Source organism: Microbacterium proteolyticum, from assembly GCF_029639405.1.
Taxonomy (GTDB): domain Bacteria; phylum Actinomycetota; class Actinomycetes; order Actinomycetales; family Microbacteriaceae; genus Microbacterium.
The window spans coordinates 743,967-761,098 of record NZ_CP121274.1 but is presented as its reverse complement, the minus strand read 5'-3'; the positions used below and the strand labels follow the sequence as shown (position 1 = coordinate 761,098).

Annotated in this window: 18 protein-coding genes; 10 read left to right on the top strand and 8 right to left on the bottom strand. The window is 71.5% G+C overall.

What is annotated here, in order from left to right; genetic code table 11:
* Positions 1-14: 14 nt before the first annotated feature.
* The 8 genes from P8R59_RS04325 to P8R59_RS04290 form a co-directional block, all read right to left on the bottom strand.
* On the bottom strand, positions 15-581 hold the full coding sequence (locus P8R59_RS04325; protein ID WP_278102888.1) for a hypothetical protein: 567 nt from the start codon (positions 579-581) through the stop codon (positions 15-17).
* Positions 578-4,279 carry a glycohydrolase toxin TNT-related protein gene (locus P8R59_RS04320; protein WP_278102887.1) on the bottom strand — a complete coding sequence of 1,234 codons (3,702 nt, stop codon included), beginning with the start codon at positions 4,277-4,279 and terminating at the stop codon, positions 578-580. The genes P8R59_RS04325 and P8R59_RS04320 overlap by 4 nt, the downstream gene beginning before the upstream one ends.
* Positions 4,279-4,623: a DUF6507 family protein gene (locus P8R59_RS04315; RefSeq protein ID WP_077049835.1), complete on the bottom strand. Its 345-nt coding sequence runs from the start codon at positions 4,621-4,623 to the stop codon at positions 4,279-4,281. The genes P8R59_RS04320 and P8R59_RS04315 overlap by 1 nt, the downstream gene beginning before the upstream one ends.
* 96 nt (positions 4,624-4,719) lie before the next feature.
* Entirely contained in the window at positions 4,720-5,031 is a 312-nt protein-coding gene (locus tag P8R59_RS04310; RefSeq protein WP_076493299.1) for a pore-forming ESAT-6 family protein, read from the bottom strand.
* 20 nt (positions 5,032-5,051) lie between these two features.
* Positions 5,052-5,372, bottom strand: coding sequence for a hypothetical protein (locus tag P8R59_RS04305; RefSeq protein ID WP_202401056.1), 321 nt, complete (start codon positions 5,370-5,372; stop codon positions 5,052-5,054).
* A gap of 134 nt (positions 5,373-5,506) precedes the next feature.
* The gene (locus P8R59_RS04300; protein ID WP_278102886.1) at positions 5,507-6,079 is read right to left on the bottom strand and encodes an HhH-GPD-type base excision DNA repair protein; all 573 of its coding nucleotides are present in this window, start codon (positions 6,077-6,079) and stop codon (positions 5,507-5,509) included.
* Positions 6,080-6,098: 19 nt separating this feature from the next.
* Positions 6,099-6,380, bottom strand: a complete 282-nt coding sequence (locus tag P8R59_RS04295) for a hypothetical protein (RefSeq protein WP_278102885.1) — start codon at positions 6,378-6,380, stop codon at positions 6,099-6,101.
* A 285-nt stretch (positions 6,381-6,665) separates the two neighbouring features.
* Positions 6,666-7,988 (bottom strand): glutamyl-tRNA reductase, encoded by a 1,323-nt coding sequence (locus tag P8R59_RS04290; protein ID WP_278102884.1) that lies wholly within the window; start codon positions 7,986-7,988, stop codon positions 6,666-6,668.
* Between the two features lie 100 nt (positions 7,989-8,088).
* Here P8R59_RS04290 and hemE point away from each other — a divergent pair, with 100 nt between their 5' ends.
* From hemE to hemL, 10 genes are all read left to right on the top strand, one after another.
* Positions 8,089-9,126 (top strand): uroporphyrinogen decarboxylase, encoded by a 1,038-nt coding sequence (hemE, locus tag P8R59_RS04285; protein WP_278102883.1) that lies wholly within the window; start codon positions 8,089-8,091, stop codon positions 9,124-9,126.
* Positions 9,123-10,628 carry a protoporphyrinogen oxidase gene (hemG, locus tag P8R59_RS04280; protein WP_278102882.1) on the top strand — a complete coding sequence of 502 codons (1,506 nt, stop codon included), beginning with the start codon at positions 9,123-9,125 and terminating at the stop codon, positions 10,626-10,628. The genes hemE and hemG overlap by 4 nt, the downstream gene beginning before the upstream one ends.
* Before the next feature lie 117 nt (positions 10,629-10,745).
* Positions 10,746-11,147: a hypothetical protein gene (locus tag P8R59_RS04275; RefSeq protein WP_278102881.1), complete on the top strand. Its 402-nt coding sequence runs from the start codon at positions 10,746-10,748 to the stop codon at positions 11,145-11,147.
* Positions 11,148-11,150: 3 nt separating this feature from the next.
* Positions 11,151-11,561, top strand: a complete 411-nt coding sequence (locus tag P8R59_RS04270) for a phage holin family protein (RefSeq protein ID WP_278102880.1) — start codon at positions 11,151-11,153, stop codon at positions 11,559-11,561.
* Positions 11,551-11,829 (top strand): hypothetical protein, encoded by a 279-nt coding sequence (locus tag P8R59_RS04265; protein ID WP_077049826.1) that lies wholly within the window; start codon positions 11,551-11,553, stop codon positions 11,827-11,829. Before P8R59_RS04270 ends, P8R59_RS04265 begins: the two co-directional genes overlap by 11 nt.
* A gap of 237 nt (positions 11,830-12,066) precedes the next feature.
* Positions 12,067-12,738, top strand: a complete 672-nt coding sequence (gene hemQ, locus P8R59_RS04260; protein WP_278102879.1) for a hydrogen peroxide-dependent heme synthase — start codon at positions 12,067-12,069, stop codon at positions 12,736-12,738.
* Positions 12,735-13,733 (top strand): hydroxymethylbilane synthase, encoded by a 999-nt coding sequence (gene hemC / locus P8R59_RS04255; protein ID WP_278102878.1) that lies wholly within the window; start codon positions 12,735-12,737, stop codon positions 13,731-13,733. Before hemQ ends, hemC begins: the two co-directional genes overlap by 4 nt.
* Positions 13,730-14,533 carry a uroporphyrinogen-III synthase gene (locus P8R59_RS04250; RefSeq protein ID WP_077049823.1) on the top strand — a complete coding sequence of 268 codons (804 nt, stop codon included), beginning with the start codon at positions 13,730-13,732 and terminating at the stop codon, positions 14,531-14,533. Before hemC ends, P8R59_RS04250 begins: the two co-directional genes overlap by 4 nt.
* A complete protein-coding gene (gene hemB / locus P8R59_RS04245) occupies positions 14,530-15,513 on the top strand; it encodes a porphobilinogen synthase (RefSeq protein WP_278102877.1) in 984 nt (327 codons plus the stop codon). Before P8R59_RS04250 ends, hemB begins: the two co-directional genes overlap by 4 nt.
* 141 nt (positions 15,514-15,654) lie before the next feature.
* Positions 15,655-16,995, top strand: coding sequence for a glutamate-1-semialdehyde 2,1-aminomutase (gene hemL / locus P8R59_RS04240; protein ID WP_278102876.1), 1,341 nt, complete (start codon positions 15,655-15,657; stop codon positions 16,993-16,995).
* Positions 16,996-17,132 lie beyond the last annotated feature (137 nt).

Below are 17,132 nucleotides of genomic sequence, written 5' to 3'. Positions count from 1 at the left end.
CGTGGGATGCGTCCTCAGCGGCGGCGAAGCGGGACATACGTGCGGCTGGCCACCATGTCGAAGATGTCCTGGGCCGCGTCGTCGGAGATCTCCTCCAGATCGGAGTCGAGTGAGAAGCGGATAGCGCGGTCGAGCACCCCCCGGGTGTCGGGAGCCCACGTGTCGACGTCGACGAGGTACTCGTCGACCGTGCCGGTCGAGTCGGTGCGTCGGCGGAAGAGGCGAGCGGGCACGAGCTCGCCATCGATCCGCAGCTCACGCACGAAGTACCGCGGTGAGTCCGCAGGGGGCTGGGCCTGGTGTTCCGCAGCCTTCTTCTGGCGATTCTTCTCGTGCCAGGCGGCCACGCTGTTGAGCGAGCGCAGGCGAGAAAGGAAGTTCTCGAGGGCGGGTTCCTCCGACGAGAACTCGCGGCGTCCGATCGGGGTCGCGCGCTCGTCGGTCGCGAAGACGACCCATCCGTCGGAGGTCCGCTGGATCGCGATGACGTCGGTCTCGTTCGTCGCGTCCTCGAACCAGCGGTATCCGGTCAGACCCTCGGTGCGGATGGCGTCGAGGACCTCTTCGCGTGTCAACGTCACTGACGGACCTCCTTGATCAACCCGAGCCTCTCCATCATGTCGGTACTGAGCGGGAACAGGTATTGCGTCCCGCCGCCGCGCTGGCCGAAGCCCGGCGCGATCGGACCCACCTGCACGCGCAGGTCTTCGAAGGACAGCTGGTACGCGTTCATGAGGTTGCCGATCTCCTGGCGCAACTCCGCATCGGGGTGGTTGCGAACCGCCGCAGGGATGTCACTCAGATCGCCGGTGACCTCGTACTGGTGATAGTGCGCGGGGTCTTCCACGTAGGGGAGAGACCGCGACGCGTAGTCCGCCGGCCCATCCTCGCCGATCGGTGAGGTGAAACGACCGCCCGGACCGTAGCGGTCGACGAGGGTGCCGGCGGCCGGGTGGCCGTCCTCGCGGATGACGATGACCTCACCGTCGCTCCCCGTGCGCGTCGCGAATCCGTCGTGCGGGACCTGGCTCCAGTCGACCCTGTGGTTGGGGGCGAGTACCTCGGGGCCGCGGGGGATCTGGACGTCTGCAGGCCACACGCCCGTCTGCTCATAGGTCGCGTAATCCTGGGGGCGGTCGGCACGGAGATACTCGTCGAGTTGCTGGGCGTTGAGGTCGCTCCGGCCGACGACGGTGCTGAGGTCTCGTCCATTGGCATCGACGAGCGCGGGGGCGTGTCCATCCGCGACTCCGCTCGGCGAATCCGATCCCGGATCGGTCTGGAGACGCTGGGTGTCGGACGGGTCGACCGGACCGGTCGCCGAGTCGATGCCGTCCGCCGGTCGCACGTCCTGATCGGGGAGGGCGAACTGCGTCTCGGAGCCCGATCGCGGAGTGCCCCCGCCATCGTCCGCGTGCCGCGGGGAGCCGGCGAGGTCGGTTCCGTCGTGCGGATGCGCTCCTGCCGGAGAACCGAGGCCATCGTCGACAGCGGTCTTCGCAGCGGACGGGTCGACGATGTCGACGCCCTGCGGCCAACCGAGAGACGGAGCGTCGGAGGGCCGCGGAATCTGCGAGAAGATCTCCTGCTGCTGCGCCCGGAGGTCGGCCAGGGTCTCGGGGGTGTTGCCGGGCAGACGCTCCATCTCGTAGAGCGTGTGCGTCTGCATCTTCGCCGCGAAGCTCTCCTCGGTGTGGAACTGCACCTCGATGACGCGGCCGGAGGCGGGATCGACCCAGTTGCTGTTGATCCCTTGGTATCCGTCAGCGCCCCAGGTGTTCTTGAAGGTTCCGTACGGCTGGTACCCGTCCGAGGCGAGGCTGTCGATGACCGTGCGCGTGCCGGCTGCGTAGCTCTCGGTAGGCACGATCACGGTGTAGCGGACCGAGTCCTTCATGTTGCCGAGGACGGAGTCCACATCGCCTCGGACGCCCGGAAGGTCGCCGTACCCGAGGTCGGCCGACACCTTGCGATACATCGAATCGTCGCCCTTGAGGCGGAACTCGAGCCCTTCGAGACGGGCGCCCGGCTGGTCGCCCACGATACGGAGGAGGTCGTCTGTGATCCGGGGCTCCGCGGCTCGGGAGTCGGCGAGGAAATCGTCGACCGCGACCTTCTCGGGGGCGGACAGGAAGAGATCGCTCTGTTCCGTGCTCTGCCAGGCCGGGGCGTCGGGATCCTTCGGCGGGACGGCCCCGGCGTTCTCCGGATCGCCCGCGACGTCGTCGCCGAGACGGCCCGACCCGGTGTCACCGTCGTCGATGCCGTGGTGGCTCGCGCCGTCATCTGCGTTGCCGGATCCAGTGCTGTCATCGCCACGGCCCGTATCCGCGCCGTCATCGCCCCGACCCGTATTGGCGTCGTCGCCGCCGCGGCCCGCGTTCGCGTCTTCGCCGCGTTGGCCCCCGTTCGCGTCGTCGCCGCGTCCGCCGCCGTTCGCATCGTCGCCGCCACGGCCCAGACCGCCGCCGTTTCCGGTCTCCGAACCGCCCTGCCCGCCGGCGTGGCTGCTGCCGCCGCCGGTCTCGGTGGAGGGCTCGCGCACGACCGTCGACTCACCCGAGCCGTCGGTCTCCGTACGCACCGGCGCATCCTCGACGATCGAGTTCACCGGGCCGGGGCCGGCCTCGCCTCGGACACCGCCGGCCGAAACCAGCTCGGGCTCGCGCACGGGCGCCGCGACACCGGCATCCGCCCCGCCGTCGGTGCGTACCGGGACGTCGCCGCCGCGCACGCCGTCGAACGAGCCGGCGGGCATTTCGACGCGACCCGAGGGGATGGCATCCGTCGGCGGGAACTCGTACACCGGCACACCGTCTTCGATGCGTGCGGTGATGCTGTTGAGGTCCACTCCGGCGTCGTCGAGGGCGCGCAGCGCGGAGGCCGCGTCGTCGGCGACGAAAGGCATGTCGGGAGTGGTGAGGTGGAAGCCGTCGGTGGCATTCGACCCGAGGCGACCGATGATGCTGTCGAGGCTGCCGATGCCGGCGCCACCGAGGCGCAGGGCCCCGTTCATGGCGAGGGCAGCGGGGTCGACGAAGTCGGCGACCCGCGCCATCTTCGAGATGACGGATGCCGCGGTCGACGCCGTCTTCACTCCCGCGACCGCCGCGCCGCCGACGGGGATCAAGGCGGTGCCGACATTGAACACCGACTCGCCGAGCGCGGTGCCCGGGTCGTCCTGCCACTTGTCCCACGCGATGAGCGCCTTGCCGGTGTTCAGGGCGGCTTCGTCGGCCTTGGCCTTGAAGTCGCGGACCTCTTGCGGCAGGAAGCCGCCCATTCCGGTGGCCTGGGCCAGGCTGTCCGTCCAGAAGAGGGGACCGAGCATCGGCGAGTTCGCCAGACCGGAGACCGCGATCAGTCCGAGGTTGCCCCAGGCTGCGCCCCACGCGTCGCCGGAGAAGAATTCGCCGGTCTCGGGGTTGTAGCCGAGCACGAGAGTGCCGAGACCGGTGACCGTGCCCCAGACGCCACCGACGATGATGCCTTCCCAGAGGAAGTCCTTGAAGACGAAGTTCGCCGTCGCTTCGCCACAGCCCTCGGTGCGCTCCACCTCAGCGCCCCAGGGCATGTCGGTGCCCTCGGGGATCTCGGAGATGCCGTATCCGAGAGCGTCGTCCTCGGACGTGGCCGCGTGCAGCGGCTGCGCGCCGTAGAGGGCGCGGATGCGGTTGGCGCAGGCCCGCTCGGCCTCCCACAGCTTCACCTGCTGCGCGTTGACCGCCGCGATCAGCTCGTTGTTGCGGTCGACGTGGTCCTGCGACTCGTGCCACTCCTTCGTGACCGTGCGGTACTGCTCCGGCGCCGCAGCGCTCGACGACCCCGTTGTCGACGAGCCCCACGAACCCTGATACGTCGGCATCGCGGTCGCGCCGCCGTACGGCGACTGCGCCGCGGTCCAGGCGGGGTTGATCTCGCGGACCTGCACGCCGCCCTGGATCGAGTCGACGAACGCCTGCGCCTGCACGCGCAGCGAGTCCAGCTCCGCCTTGATCGGACGCACATCCGCGGCGAAAGCGATGAGGGCTGCCGACACCTCGGCCAGATTGTCGCTGACCTGGGTCGCCTGCGACGACACCGGCGCCATCAACCCCAGCAGCGTCGGCGATTCCGGAGCCTCATAGACCCCGGCCATGCCCTGCCACTTGAAGTGGACGTTCGAGCCGTGCTCGGACACCTGACCCGAGATCGTCCCGATCGTGCGGGCGTTCTCCTCGACGACCTCCGGCTTGATCTCGTCCCCCGGGATCTCACCGACCTTGATCGCGTCCGGCATCACATCACCCCATGCGGCAGAGAGGGCGGGTACACGGCGGAGACGGCTGCGGTCTGCGCGTTCGCCGCCATCTCCATGTCACCCGCGACGTAGGCTTCGGTGGCGCTGACGACGCCCTGCGCCGCCGCGCCGATGCGGGCACTCATGCCCTGGATGCGGGGGCCTTCCTCCTGCTGGAAGTAGGCCTGCACGGCTTCCGAGATCGCGCCGGAGTTGGTCGCCGTCACGGCCCCCTCGAGTGCAGGACTCAACGAGTTCAGCGCGGTGCCGAGGGCCTCGGCATCCACGTTGACGTCCTGCAGCACGGCTACGACGCCCGATGGCTGAATGCTCCAGCTCGTCATCGCCCGTCCCCCTTCATGTCGTCAGACCCGCGCGGCCCCGCGCGCGGGCACCACCGATGCCGGGTGCAGAGCGCACCCGGCATCCAGCGGCGATCGTCAGCCGATCGACTCCACCGCCGCGCGAGCCTTGCTCAGCGCGGTCTGGGCGGACTCGTCGTTGCGCTCCAGCGACGAGCGGAGCGTCTGGATGATGCCGCGCACCTCGGCGGCGGCGTTCTTCCAGCGGGTCTCCTTGCCGCGGTAGTCCTCGGACACACCGTCGGCGGAGTAGTCCGCCATCGCGGCCTGGACGTCGCGGTCGCGCTGGTCGATCAACGACTCGAGCTGCGCGGCGACGCGGTTGAAGTTGTCCTGAGCGTTCTGCGAGGCCGCGATCGAGTAGTCGCGACGGTCTCCCTGGTTCACCATGAGTCAGTCCCTTCCTATCCTCAGCGGCCGCCGAAGCGAGCGGCGTCGAACGACGACCCGGCTTCGAGGCTCGTGGTCTGGTCGACCATGGACGACTCGCCCTCCTGGAAGGAGCGGTCCATGCCCGAGATTCCGCCGAGCACGCCGTCGAGGGCCAGCTTCAACTCGGAGGAGATCGCGTCGGTGCGCGACTTGAAACGGTCGAACGCGGCACGTCCCGCGCCCTGGAACTGTCCCTCGAGCGGCTCGGCCGCCTCGAGCAGCTGGCGAACCAGCAGCGACAGCTCATCACTCGACCCCGAGGTGGCCTTACCCAGCACACCCAGAGTGTCCGAACCCATTGCGAACTTCACGAGAGCCCACCCTTCGATCGCGAATAAACCTGCAACGAACTTTGAAACCCTAACCACGGGGCAGCCGTCGCGGAACGAAGATGAGAGAACTCTCCTTTTTCTCTCACATGGTGTAGGAGGGGTCAGGAGCCCGCTTTGGCCGCGGCTTTCGCCGCGCGCTTGTGCTCGCGGACCTTCGCCAGCGAGTCGGGGCTCGTGATGTCGGCGACCGATCGGAACGACCCGTCCTCGCCGTACGGTGCCGACGCCTCACGCCATCCCGCCCCGTCGTAGCCGTACTGCTTGCCGAGCAGTGCGAGGAAGATCTTCGCCTTCTGCTCGCCGAAGCCCGGGAGCGCCTTCAGCCGCTTCAGCACCGTCGCGCCGTCGGGGTCGTCGCGGGTCCACAGCTCTGCGGCATCCCCGCCCCAGTCCTCCTCGATCGCGGTGCACAGCGACTGCACGCGCTTCGCCATGGACCCAGGGAAGCGGTGCACCGCCGGGGACTGCGAGAACGCTGCCGCGAACGCCTCGGGGTCCTCGTGCGCGAGGGTTGTGGCATCCACCGATCCGATCCGCTCCCGGATCTTCAGCGGCCCGGCGAACGCCGTCTCCATCGCGACCTGCTGGTCGAGCAGCATGCCGATCAGCAGCGCGAGGGGGTTCGTCGACAGCAGCTCGTCGGCGGCCGGGTCGTCGGTGATGTGCAGGCTCATCCGCCCATTCTCGCGCGGGTCACGCGCGCGGAGCGATCCATTTCTCGGCGAACGGCACCGCGGCGAGATAGTGCAGATCGTCGGTCACCTCGGTGAGCTGCCGCTCGAAGTCCTCGACGCTGCCGGGCTTCAGACGCGTCACGACCGACCCGTCGACCCGCCGGATCACGACCTCGCTCGTCGACGGCGCATCCGAACGTGAGTCGAGCAGGCCCATCACGATGGTGGCCGCCCAACGCAGGCCGTTGCGGGGGCGATCCTCGCCGGCGACGCGGTACACCTCGGATGCGGGAGTGCTCATGCGCACATCCTGCCCGACCGTCGAGTCCTGCGCCGTCGGTTCGCCCCGCGGGGTGGGGCGCCTGTGCCGCGGGGTGGTGCGCCTGTGCCGCGTCGGCGGGAGGCGATTCGGCGGGCGGAGGGTGGATGCCGGGGTGTCGGTGCTCCGCTCCCGGTTTCTCCTCCGCTCGCATGGCGGTCGATGCCCGCCGACGGGAGGGGATTCGGCGGAGGGAGGATGGATGCCGTAGTGCGGTCCTCCGCTCCCGGGATCTCCTCCGCTCGCGCGGGGTCAGCCGGCGCGGGCTCAGCCGGCGTCGGCGATGCGGGACGCGGGCGTCTCCGGCGCCACCTCGATGCCGAACAGCGCCGACAGGGCCGAGACGTATTCGTCGCCGCGACCGGACTCCGCCAGCTCGTGGGCGCGGGTCGTGGGGGTGTGCAGGAGCACGCCGACGAGGTGGCGCAGAGCCTGTTCGGTCTGCCCGCCCTCGTCGCCGCGGGCGCGCACGCGCTCCACCTCGGCGTCGAGGACGCCGAACACGTGGGCGCGCAGCGCGACGACGGCGGGGGTGATGTTCTTGCGCTCCCCGACCGAGGCGAACCGGCGGGCGGCGTCGCGGACCAGGTCGCGCGCGGCATCCGTCGCCTGAAGCTCCTCCAGCGGGGCGTGGAGGCGGATGGTCTCGAGGTCGAGCAGGTCGACGCCGGGGACGGTGGCGACGTCGGGATCGACGTTGCGGGGAAGGCCGAGGTCGATGACGAGGCGACGGCCGGAGTGGTCGACGGGGCAGCCGACGGACGCCGGGGCGGCGGCTTCGGCGGCCGTGCGACCCGCCGCGAAGGTCGCGGCGCTCACCACGTGGGTCTCGCTCGTGGTGCACGTGATCACGAGGTCGGCGTGGGCCACGGCGGCGGGGAAGGTCTCGGCGGACACGGCGCGCAGCCCGTGCTTGGCGGCGAACTTGGTGGCACGCCCCGAGGGGGAGTGGACCGAGATGTCCTCGGCACCCTGGTCGCGGAGGGCCGCGACGGTCGCGGCGGCGTAGGCGCCCGTGCCCACCAGCAGCACGCGCTGCGTCGACCAGTCGGCGATGCGGCTGTCGGCCAGCTCGAGGCCGAGGCGCACGAGCGAGCGGCCGGCGCGGCCGATGGCGGTGGAGTTCTTGACGCCTCGCTGCGCCTCGGACGCGCGCTGGAACAGGCGCTCGAGCTCTCCGGACGTGGTGCCCAGCTGCCGGGACTCGGTGAGCGCGCGGCGTACCTGCCCGGCGATCTCGCCCTCGCCGACGACGACGGATTCGAGACCGGATGCCACCGAGAACAGGTGTTCGGCGACGTCGCCGCCGCCCAGCACCGTGTACGAGCCCTCGAGCTCGCTCGCGGGCACGCCGGTGGCCGCCTCGATGGCGCTCAGCGTGGCTTCCACGCCCACCGCGACGGCGGCCGTGACGGGCTCGTCCATGTCGACGTAGGCCTCGAAGCGGTTGCAGGTGGCCACGACGACCGCTCCCTGCACGCACTCGTCGTGCGCGGCGATCAGGGGGGCGACGGGGGTGGTGGGTACGCTGAGCCGCTCGAGGAGGTCGAAGGACGCGGTCTTGTGACTCGCGCTCACGCAGAGCAGCACGAAGAGATTCTACGCCCGACCCTCTCCGAGTATTCCGAGTCGCCTCTCGATGTCGAGGCATCCCCCTCTCTCTCAGAAGGCGAATGGGAGGATGGATGCCATGGCCTCTCCCGACGCTCCCCTTCTCCGCGCCCTCCGTGGCGACCGCCCCGAGCGGCAGCCGGTGTGGTTCATGCGGCAGGCGGGGCGCTCGCTGCCGGAGTACCGCGAACTGCGCGTGGGCACCCGCATGCTCGACGCGTGCCTCACGCCCGACCTGGCCGCCGAGGTCACGCTGCAGCCCATCCGTCGACACGGCGTGGATGCCGCGATCTTCTTCAGCGACATCGTCGTGCCGCTGCGGCTCGCCGGGGTCGCGGTCGAGATCGAGCCGGGCCGCGGCCCGGTGTTCGCCGAGCCGGTGCGCACCGCCGACGACGTCGCGCGGGTCACCTCGATCGATCCCGCCGAGGTGGCCGCCGCCGCCGAGCCGATCCGCGAGGCCGTGCGGCTGGTCACCGCGGAACTCGACGACGCGGTGCCGCTGATCGGCTTCGCCGGGGCCCCGTTCACCCTCGCCGCCTACCTCGTCGAGGGCGGTCCGTCGAAGGAGCACCTCCGGGCCCGCGGAATGATGCACGCCGACCCCGAGTCGTGGCACCGCCTCGCGGGCTGGCTCGCCGAGGTGTCGCGGGCTTTCCTCGCCGCGCAGATCGACGGGGGCGCGCAGGCCGTGCAGCTCTTCGACTCGTGGGCCGGTTCGCTCTCGCGCGCGGCGTTCCTGGAGTACGTCGCCCCCCACTCGCGGACGGCCCTCGAGGGCATCGACGTCCCTCGCATCCACTTCGGTGTCGGTACCGGCCCGTTCCTCGCCGACATGCGCCTCGGTGGCATCGCCGACGCGGTCGGCGTGGACTGGCGGATGCCGCTGGACGAAGCGGCCGCGATCGTCGGCCCCGACACCACGCTGCAGGGGAACATTGACCCGGCCCTCCTCGGCGCGCCCTGGCCGGTGCTCGCCGCGCACGTCGACGACGTGCTCTCCCGCGGACGCGCCGCGCGCGCCCACGTGCTGAACCTCGGCCACGGAGTGCCGCCCGACACCGACCCGACGGTTCTCACGCGCATCGTCGCCCGCGCGCACGGGGAGACGGAATGAGCGATCCGCTCGAACGCCTCGCCGAGCACGCGCACGAGAGCCGTGTCGTCGTCGTCGGCGGCGGCGTCTCGGGGCTCGTCGCGGCTCTGGAGTGCGCCAAGGTCGGCATCCGAGTGACCGTGCTCGAAGCCTCGGACGCCTTCGGGGGCGTCGTGCGCTCCGCGGAGGTCGGCGGGCTCACGCTCGACGTCGGCGCGGAGAGCTTCGCGACGCGGGGCGGGATCGTCCGCGGGCTGCTCGCAGAACTCGGCCTCGCCGACCAGGTCGTGGCCCCGAACGCCGCGGGAGCGTGGGTGGCGGGCGTGCCCGGCATCGGGGCCGCCCCGTTGCCGAAGGGCGGGGTGCTCGGCATCCCGGACAATCCGTGGGCTCCGGACGTGCGGCGGGTCATCGGCTGGGCGGGTGCCTGGCGGGCGTACGTCGACCGGCTCCGGCCGCCGCTGACGATCGGCCACCAGCACAGCCTCGGCGCCCTGGTGCGCTCGCGCATGGGTGCGCGGGTGCTCGACCGGCTCGTCGCACCCGTCACGAGCGGCGTCTACTCCGCCCGACCGGACGACATCGACGTCGATCTCGCCGCACCGGGCTTGAACGCCGCGCTGACGCGGACGGGTTCGCTGAGCGGTGCCGTCGCGGAACTGCGCGCGTCGCGCGCGACCCCCGCACCGGCGGACGCTCCGGCATCCGATGTCCCGGTCGTCTCCGGTGCCGCTCCCCGCACCCCGGCGCCCGGCGGCGCGGTCGAGGGCATCGTCGGCGGGATGTCGCGGCTCGTCGACGCGCTCGTCGCGCGTCTCGGCGACCTCGGTGCGGAACTGCGCACCGGTGTCTTGGTCGAAGGCCTCTCCCGCGAGGGGAACGGCTGGGACGTCCGCACCGACGGCGACGGCCTCCACGCGGACGCCGTCATCGTGGCCCTGCCCGAGGGGGCGGCCCGCGAACTGCTCGTTCCGGTGGTCCCGAACCTCGACCCGACCGACCCGATCGCGCCCGTCGTCGAGGTCGTGACGCTCGTCGTGCACGCGCCTGCCCTGGACGCCGCGCCGCGCGGGACCGGAGTCCTGACCGTCCCCGGCAGCCACGTCGCGAAGGCGCTGACGCACTCGACCGCCAAGTGGGATTGGGTCCGGGATGCCACCGAGCCCGGCATCCATGTCATCCGGGTCTCTTTCGGAGCCCAGGGTGAAGAGCCCGCGACGGCGACGCTCGACGACGGTGCCGCGGCGGCCCTCGCGCTGTCGGAAGCGGCGACTCTGCTCGGGGTCGTGCTCGCCCCGTCCGCGCTGCGCGCCGCCCACCGCGTGCGCTACGTGCAGTCCCAGCCCGGAGCCGCGATCGGACGCGCCGCGCAGACCGCCGCCGCGCGCGCCGCGGTCCACGCCGTTCCGGGGCTCGGGGCCACGGGCGCATGGTTGTCGGGAACAGGGCTGGCGCAGGTGATTCCGGACGCCCGGGCCGAGGCCGACCGGGTGCGCAGCGCCGCCCTGTGGCGTCGCGGGTGAACCGTTCGGACCGGGATCGTCGGCGCCGAGCGCGATCCTGTCAAGGGTGGATGCCGGAACAGGAATACATCGCTATCGTGAGATCCGACCAGCACTGATCGAGCGTGAGGAGACCCCATGAGGGGCAAAGCAGCACTCGTCGTCGGACTCGTGGCGGGCTACGTGCTCGGAGCACGCGCGGGCCGCGAACGGTACGAGCAGATCAAGGCGCAGGCCGAGAAGGTCTGGGACCAGCCCGTCGTCCAGGGGCAGGTCGAGAAGGTGAAGGCGTTCGGTGTGTCCGCCCTGAAGTCCGTACCCGGCGTGGTGTGGAAGGGCGCGAAGTCGGTCACCGGCGCCGCATCGCAGTCGGGCACGGTCTCCGAGCGCGCCGAGCGTGCCGGCCGTGCTGCGAAGACCTCGGCGCACGAGGTCGCCGACGCCGTCGAGGATTCCGTCGATGACGCCGAGCACGCCGAGAAGCGCGCCACCGCGCGGGCCAAGGCGAACAAGAGCAGCTCCACGTCGTCGGAGAGCTGACGCATGACCACTCCCCGCGGTTTCCGTGACCGCGCCGATGACAGCCTGTTCACCCTCCTGGGTGACATCCCCGAGCTCGTCCGCAACCTCGTCATCGCCGAGATCAACGGGGCGAAGGCGTGGGCGGCGAAGACCGCCAAGGATGCCGGAATCGGCGCGGGCTGGTTCGTCGGCGCCCTGATCGTCGTCTTCTGGGCCGTCCCGGTGTTCTTCGCGTTCGTCATCGCCGGGCTGTCGTCGTGGTGGCCCGTGTGGCTGTCGGCGCTGGTCGTCTTCGGGGTCATGATCGTGATCACCGCGATCCTGGCGCTGCTGGGCTACCTGCGTTTCAAGAAGCTCTCGAGCCGCGAGAACCCCGGACAGGCCATCGCCCAGGACGTCCGCATCGTGAAGGAGGCCGGCGATGAGTATTGATCGTCCCGTTCCCGTGCCGAAGACCGCCGTGCCGCTCGGCATCGCCGATCCCGTCGAGCAGGCCCGCGCCGAGCTGAAGGCGGCGCTGGCCGCGATCGAGGTCAAGGCCAACGTCCCGCGTCGGCTGAGCGACGCCGTCGACGTGCGCGTCGCCGAAGTGCGAGAGTCCGCGCGGCGCAACCCCGCTGCGGCGGCCGCCGCGGTCGCCGGTGTCGCCGCCGTCGTGGGGCTCACGGTGTGGGCCCTGGTCCGCGCCTACACGCGCTGACCTCCACGTCCGTCGCGGCGTCGCCGTCCCGGCATCCCTCCGGACGGCCGGCGCTGCGTGGCGCCGAGAGCGTACGTTCCGCGCGAGCGCACACGTTGCGGTCGTTCAGAACGTACGCGTTCGACCCGAACGTGTGCGTTCGACCCACGCCGCCCGGACGCCGCCCGGACACCGCGGGTGATTCGGCGGCGAGTCAACCGGTTTGGAGGGGCGCGCCGGGAGGACGAGACTTGACGCATGGCCCACGATGACTCCTCCTCCATCTACACCCTGTGGGCGGTCCTCCGCCGCGACCCCGAGAACCCCGTCACCGAGGCCGATGCCACCGAGCTCTCCGACCTCGTCGATCTGATCGAGGCGGACGGCGTGACCGTCCGCGGGTTCTACGACGTCAGCGGACTGCGCGCCGACGCCGACCTCATGGTCTGGCTGCACGGCGCCGACCCCCAGGCCCTGCAGCGCGACCTGCGGCGCCTGCGCCGCACCGAGCTGCTGAAGAACCTGCTCCCGACGTGGAACGCCATGGGCGTGCACCGGGATGCCGAGTTCAACCGGTCGCACGTGCCCGGCTTCCTCCGCGGCATCGACGCCAAGGACTGGCTCTGCCTGTACCCGTTCGTCCGCAGCTACGAGTGGTACCTGCTGCCCGAGGCCGAGCGCCGCGAGATGCTCATCGAGCACGGCAAGAAGGGCTCCGCGTACAAGGGCGTGATCGCCAACACCGTGGCATCCTTCGCTCTGGGCGACTACGAGTGGCTGCTCCCGATGGAGGCGGACGACCTCACCGACCTCGTCGACATGATGCGCGACCTCCGCTACACCGAGGCGCGTCGCCACGTCCGCGAAGAGGTGCCCTTCTACACCGGGCGTCTCGTCACCCTCGACGAGATCCCCGAGATCCTCCAGTGAGCGCCGCCCTGCGCCTGGGCACGCGGCGCAGCGCGCTGGCGATGGCGCAGTCGCAGATGGTCGCCGATGCGGTGGCCGCGGCATCCGGTCGTCCGGTCGAGCTCGTGCCGATCGTGTCCGAGGGCGATGTCAACCGCGCGTCGCTGTCGCAGCTCGGCGGTCGCGGCGTGTTCGCCAACGGTCTGCGCGAGGCGCTGGCGGCCGACCGCTGCGACTTCCTCGTGCATTCGCTCAAGGACCTGCCCACGGTGCAGCCCGACGGTCTCGTGATCGCCGCGACGCCGTCCCGCGAGGACGCCCGCGACGTCGTCGTCACGCGCGACGGCACCGCCCTCTCGGCCCTCCCCGCCGGGGCGCGCGTCGGCACCGGGTCGCCGCGTCGCATCGCCCAGGCCCTGCGGAAGAACCCGGGCCTGGACGTCCGCGACATCCGGGGCAACGTCGACTCGCGTCTCGCGCGCGTCCGCGACGGAGACCTGGATGCCGTGATCCTCGCCGCCGCGGGCATCTCGCGCCTCGGCGGCGACCTGGGGGGCCTCGAGGCCGAATACCTGGGACTGGCGGAGTGGCCCACGGCCCCGGGTCAGGGGTCGCTCGCGATCGAGACGCGCGCCGACATCGACCCCGCGATCCTCGCGGCCCTCGTCACGCTCGACGACGTCGACACCCGCGTCGCGATCACGGCGGAGCGCACGGTCCTCTCCGTCCTGGATGCCGGATGCCACGCCCCCGTCGCCACGCACGCCGCCCTCCACGGCGGCGACCTGCGCCTCCGGGCCATCGTGTACGCGCTCGACGGCTCGCATCGGATCGGTATCGATCGGACCGTGCGCGTGGAGCCGGGGTATGGTGGGGAACCTGGCAGTGGCAACGGTGCGAATGCTGCCGACGACGGGGGACCCATCGCGCGTGCGACGCGTGCGGGCCAAGAAGCCGCGCGTCGGTTGCTCGAACGCGGGGCGGCCGACCTGGTACCACGAGAGTCGACCACATGAATGAAGGCCATCGGCACACGCCGACCCCAGAGAAGCCGCTCGCCGGCCGGCGCGTCCTCGTGCCCCGCGGCGGCCCGTGGGGCGACGGTGTCGCCGCGAGCCTTCGTCAGCGCGGGGCCGTCCCGGTCATCGCGCCGCTGATCAACTTCGCCCCCACGAATGACCAGGCGACCCTCGAGCAGGCGCTCGCCGACCTCGCCGCCGGCGCGTTCGACTGGCTCACCCTCACGAGTGCGACCACCGTCGACGTGCTCTATGCCTACCGTGCCGTGATCCCGGCGACGACGAAGGTCGCCGCCGTCGGTGAGACCACGGCGGCGGCGATGCAGGCCGTCGGCTACCGCGTCGACCTCGTGCCCGAGCGCGACAACTCCGCGCAGGGCATGGCGGAGCAGATGATCGACCTCGAGTCCGAGCCGCGCAGCGTCCTCACCCTGCGCAGCGAGATCGCCAAGCCCGTGCTGACCCGGCTGCTCATCGAGGCGGGGCACCACGTGCGCAGCGTCGTGGCGTATCGCACCGTCGGCGTTCCGGTCACCGAGAAGATCGCCACCGACGTCCACTCCGGTCGCATCAACGCCATCCTCATCACGAGCGGTTCGGTCGCCGAACAGGTCGTGGAGCAGTTCCCCGAGATCCCGGCATCCACCGTCATCGCCGCGATCGGTCCGCGCACCGCGAAGGATGCCAAGCGTGCGGGACTCACCGTCGACGTCGTCGCCGAACGGCAGACCGTCGACTCCCTGATCGACGCCGTCGCCCGCTTCACCCTCCCCCCGGAGTCCGAGACCCCCGCATGAGCTTCCCCGAGTACCGCCCGCGGCGCCTGCGCCGCACCCCCGCCATCCGACGCCTCGCCCGCGAGACGCATCTCGTGCCGTCGCAGCTGGTTCTGCCGCTGTTCGTCCGCGAGGGCATCAGCGAGCAGGTTCCCATCGGTTCGATGCCGGGCGTCGTGCAGCACTCGCTCGACTCGCTGCGGCGGGTCGTCGCCGAGGCCGCGGCTGCTCGCATCGGCGGTGTCATGCTCTTCGGCGTCCCCGAGCACCGCGACGCGGTCGGTTCCGGCGCCGACGACCCGAACGGCATCCTGAACGTCGCGACCGAGACGGTGATCTCCGAGGTCGGCGACGCCCTGGTCGTGAAGACCGACCTGTGCCTCGACGAGTTCACCGACCACGGGCACTGCGGCGTGCTGAGCGCCGACGGCTCCGTCGACAACGACGCGACCCTCGAGCGGTACACCGCGATGGGACTCGCGCAGGCGCGGGCGGGGTCGGCGATGCTGGGCCTCTCCGGGATGATGGACGGCCAGGTCGGCGCGGTGCGTCAGGCGCTGGATGCCGAGGGTTTCACCGACACGCTGATCCTGGCGTACTCCGCGAAGTACGCGGGGGCGTTCTACGGTCCGTTCCGCGAGGCCGTGGACTCGCAGCTGAAGGGCGACCGCCGCTCGTACCAGCTCGACCCCGGCAACGGACGCGAGGGCGTGCGCGAAGCGCTGCTCGACGTCGAGGAGGGCGCCGACGTCGTGATGGTCAAGCCGGCGCTGCCGTACCTCGACGTGCTCGCCGACGTCCGCGTGGCCGTCGATGTGCCGGTGTGGGCGTACCAGGTGTCGGGCGAGTACGCGATGGTCGAGGCCGCCGCGGCCCACGGTTGGATCGACCGCCGCGGAGCCGTGCTCGAGAGCCTGCTCGGCATCCGCCGCGCCGGCGCCGATGCGATCCTGACGTACTGGGCCCTCGAGGCCGCGCACTGGCTGCGCGCCGACCTGTAGGTCTGACCTTCCGGCGCGTGGTTGCCGTGCGCCCGCGCGGTCCCGCGCGTGGGCGTGAGTCGCCAAGTTTTGTCGCTTCGGCTGCCCTGTTGGCGACAAATCTTGGCGACTCGCGCACGTAGGGACGGGAGAATGGATGCCATGACAGACCTCAACGACCAGTGGTTCGCGCGCGCGAAGGACGTCATTCCGGGCGGCGTGAACTCGCCCGTGCGGGCGTACGGATCCGTCGGCGGGACGCCGCGGTTCGTGCAGTCCGCCGCGGGCGCCCGGATCACGGATGCCACGGGCCGCGAGTACGTCGACCTCGTCGCCTCGTGGGGCCCGGCCCTCCTCGGCCACGCGCACCCCGAAGTGGTCGGGGCCGTGCAGTCGGCGGCATCCAGGGGTCTGTCGTTCGGCGCGCCGACCGGCGCCGAGGTGGAGCTCGCCGACCTGATCGCCCACCGCGTGCGGGTCGGGGATCTGGCGCCCGTCGAGAAGGTGCGCCTCGTGTCGACGGGCACCGAGGCGACCATGACGGCAATCCGTCTCGCGCGCGGCGCGACCGGCCGCGACCTGCTGATCAAGTTCGCCGGCCACTACCACGGGCACTCCGACGGGCTGCTGGCCGCCGCCGGGTCGGGCGTCGCGACGCTCGCGCTCCCCGGCTCCGCCGGTGTGCCGGCGCCGATCGCCGCGCAGACGCTCGTGCTGCCCTACAACGACCTCGACGCGGTGCGCGAGGCGTTCGCGGTGCACGGCGAGAACATCGCCGCGATCATCGTCGAGGCGGCATCCGCGAACATGGGTGTCGTCCCGCCGCTGCCCGGCTTCAACGCGGCCCTCGCCGACATCGCGCACAGCCACGGCGCGCTGCTCATCATGGACGAGGTGCTCACCGGATTCCGCGTGCACCCCGCCGGATTCTGGGGCCTGCAGGCGTCGCACGGCGAGACGTACCTGCCCGACATCCTCACGTTCGGCAAGGTCGTCGGCGGAGGGATGCCGCTCGCCGCCCTCGGCGGCCGCGCCGACGTCATGGACCAGCTCGCGCCCCTCGGCCCGGTGTACCAGGCGGGCACGCTGTCGGGGAACCCGCTGTCGGTCGCCGCGGGCCTGGCGACGCTGCGGCTCGCGACGCCCGAGGTGTACGCCGCGGTCGACGCGTCGGCATCCCGCATCGCCGATGCCCTCGACGACGCCCTGACCGCGGAGGGCGTCGTGCACGCCGTTCCGCGTGCAGGTTCCCTGTTCGGCGTCGCGTTCCTCCCCGAGGCGCCGCTCGACTACGCCACGGCGCTGACGCAGCAGTCGTGGCGCTACGCCCCCTTCTTCCACGCGATGCTGGATGCCGGAGTCTCCCTGCCCCCGAGCGTGTTCGAGGCGTGGTTCCTCACCGCCGCGCACGACGACGTCGCGCTCGAGAGGGTGCTCGAGGTGCTGCCGGGTGCCGCGCGTGCCGCGGCCGGTGCGGCGGACCCGACGCTCCTCGCGCAGTAGGCGGGGCTGCCGGCGCCGCGTTCGCTGGGGCGCCGCGTTCGCTGGGGCGGCGCGGACGTCGGCGCCGCGGTTCTCGGCGCCCTCCCCGTCGATAAACGCGATCCGCGGCGAGAAACGCGCCGTCCCGTTGTTTCTCG

Bases quoted from the DNA above. Each gene is read 5' to 3' on its own strand.
- P8R59_RS04310 (WP_076493299.1), bottom strand. From the start codon at position 5,031: ATGGTGAACCAGGGAGACCGTCGCGACTACTCGATCGCGGCCTCGCAG.
- P8R59_RS04275 (WP_278102881.1), top strand. From the start codon at position 10,746: ATGAGGGGCAAAGCAGCACTCGTCGTCGGACTCGTGGCGGGCTACGTG.
- P8R59_RS04300 (WP_278102886.1), bottom strand. From the start codon at position 6,079: ATGAGCCTGCACATCACCGACGACCCGGCCGCCGACGAGCTGCTGTCG.
- P8R59_RS04315 (WP_077049835.1), bottom strand. From the start codon at position 4,623: ATGACGAGCTGGAGCATTCAGCCATCGGGCGTCGTAGCCGTGCTGCAG.
- hemQ (WP_278102879.1), top strand. From the start codon at position 12,067: ATGGCCCACGATGACTCCTCCTCCATCTACACCCTGTGGGCGGTCCTC.
- P8R59_RS04270 (WP_278102880.1), top strand. From the start codon at position 11,151: ATGACCACTCCCCGCGGTTTCCGTGACCGCGCCGATGACAGCCTGTTC.
- hemL (WP_278102876.1), top strand. From the start codon at position 15,655: ATGACAGACCTCAACGACCAGTGGTTCGCGCGCGCGAAGGACGTCATT.
- P8R59_RS04295 (WP_278102885.1), bottom strand. From the start codon at position 6,380: ATGAGCACTCCCGCATCCGAGGTGTACCGCGTCGCCGGCGAGGATCGC.
- P8R59_RS04305 (WP_202401056.1), bottom strand. From the start codon at position 5,372: ATGGGTTCGGACACTCTGGGTGTGCTGGGTAAGGCCACCTCGGGGTCG.
- hemE (WP_278102883.1), top strand. From the start codon at position 8,089: ATGGCCTCTCCCGACGCTCCCCTTCTCCGCGCCCTCCGTGGCGACCGC.
- hemG (WP_278102882.1), top strand. From the start codon at position 9,123: ATGAGCGATCCGCTCGAACGCCTCGCCGAGCACGCGCACGAGAGCCGT.
- P8R59_RS04265 (WP_077049826.1), top strand. From the start codon at position 11,551: ATGAGTATTGATCGTCCCGTTCCCGTGCCGAAGACCGCCGTGCCGCTC.
- P8R59_RS04320 (WP_278102887.1), bottom strand. From the start codon at position 4,279: ATGCCGGACGCGATCAAGGTCGGTGAGATCCCGGGGGACGAGATCAAG.
- P8R59_RS04250 (WP_077049823.1), top strand. From the start codon at position 13,730: ATGAATGAAGGCCATCGGCACACGCCGACCCCAGAGAAGCCGCTCGCC.
- hemB (WP_278102877.1), top strand. From the start codon at position 14,530: ATGAGCTTCCCCGAGTACCGCCCGCGGCGCCTGCGCCGCACCCCCGCC.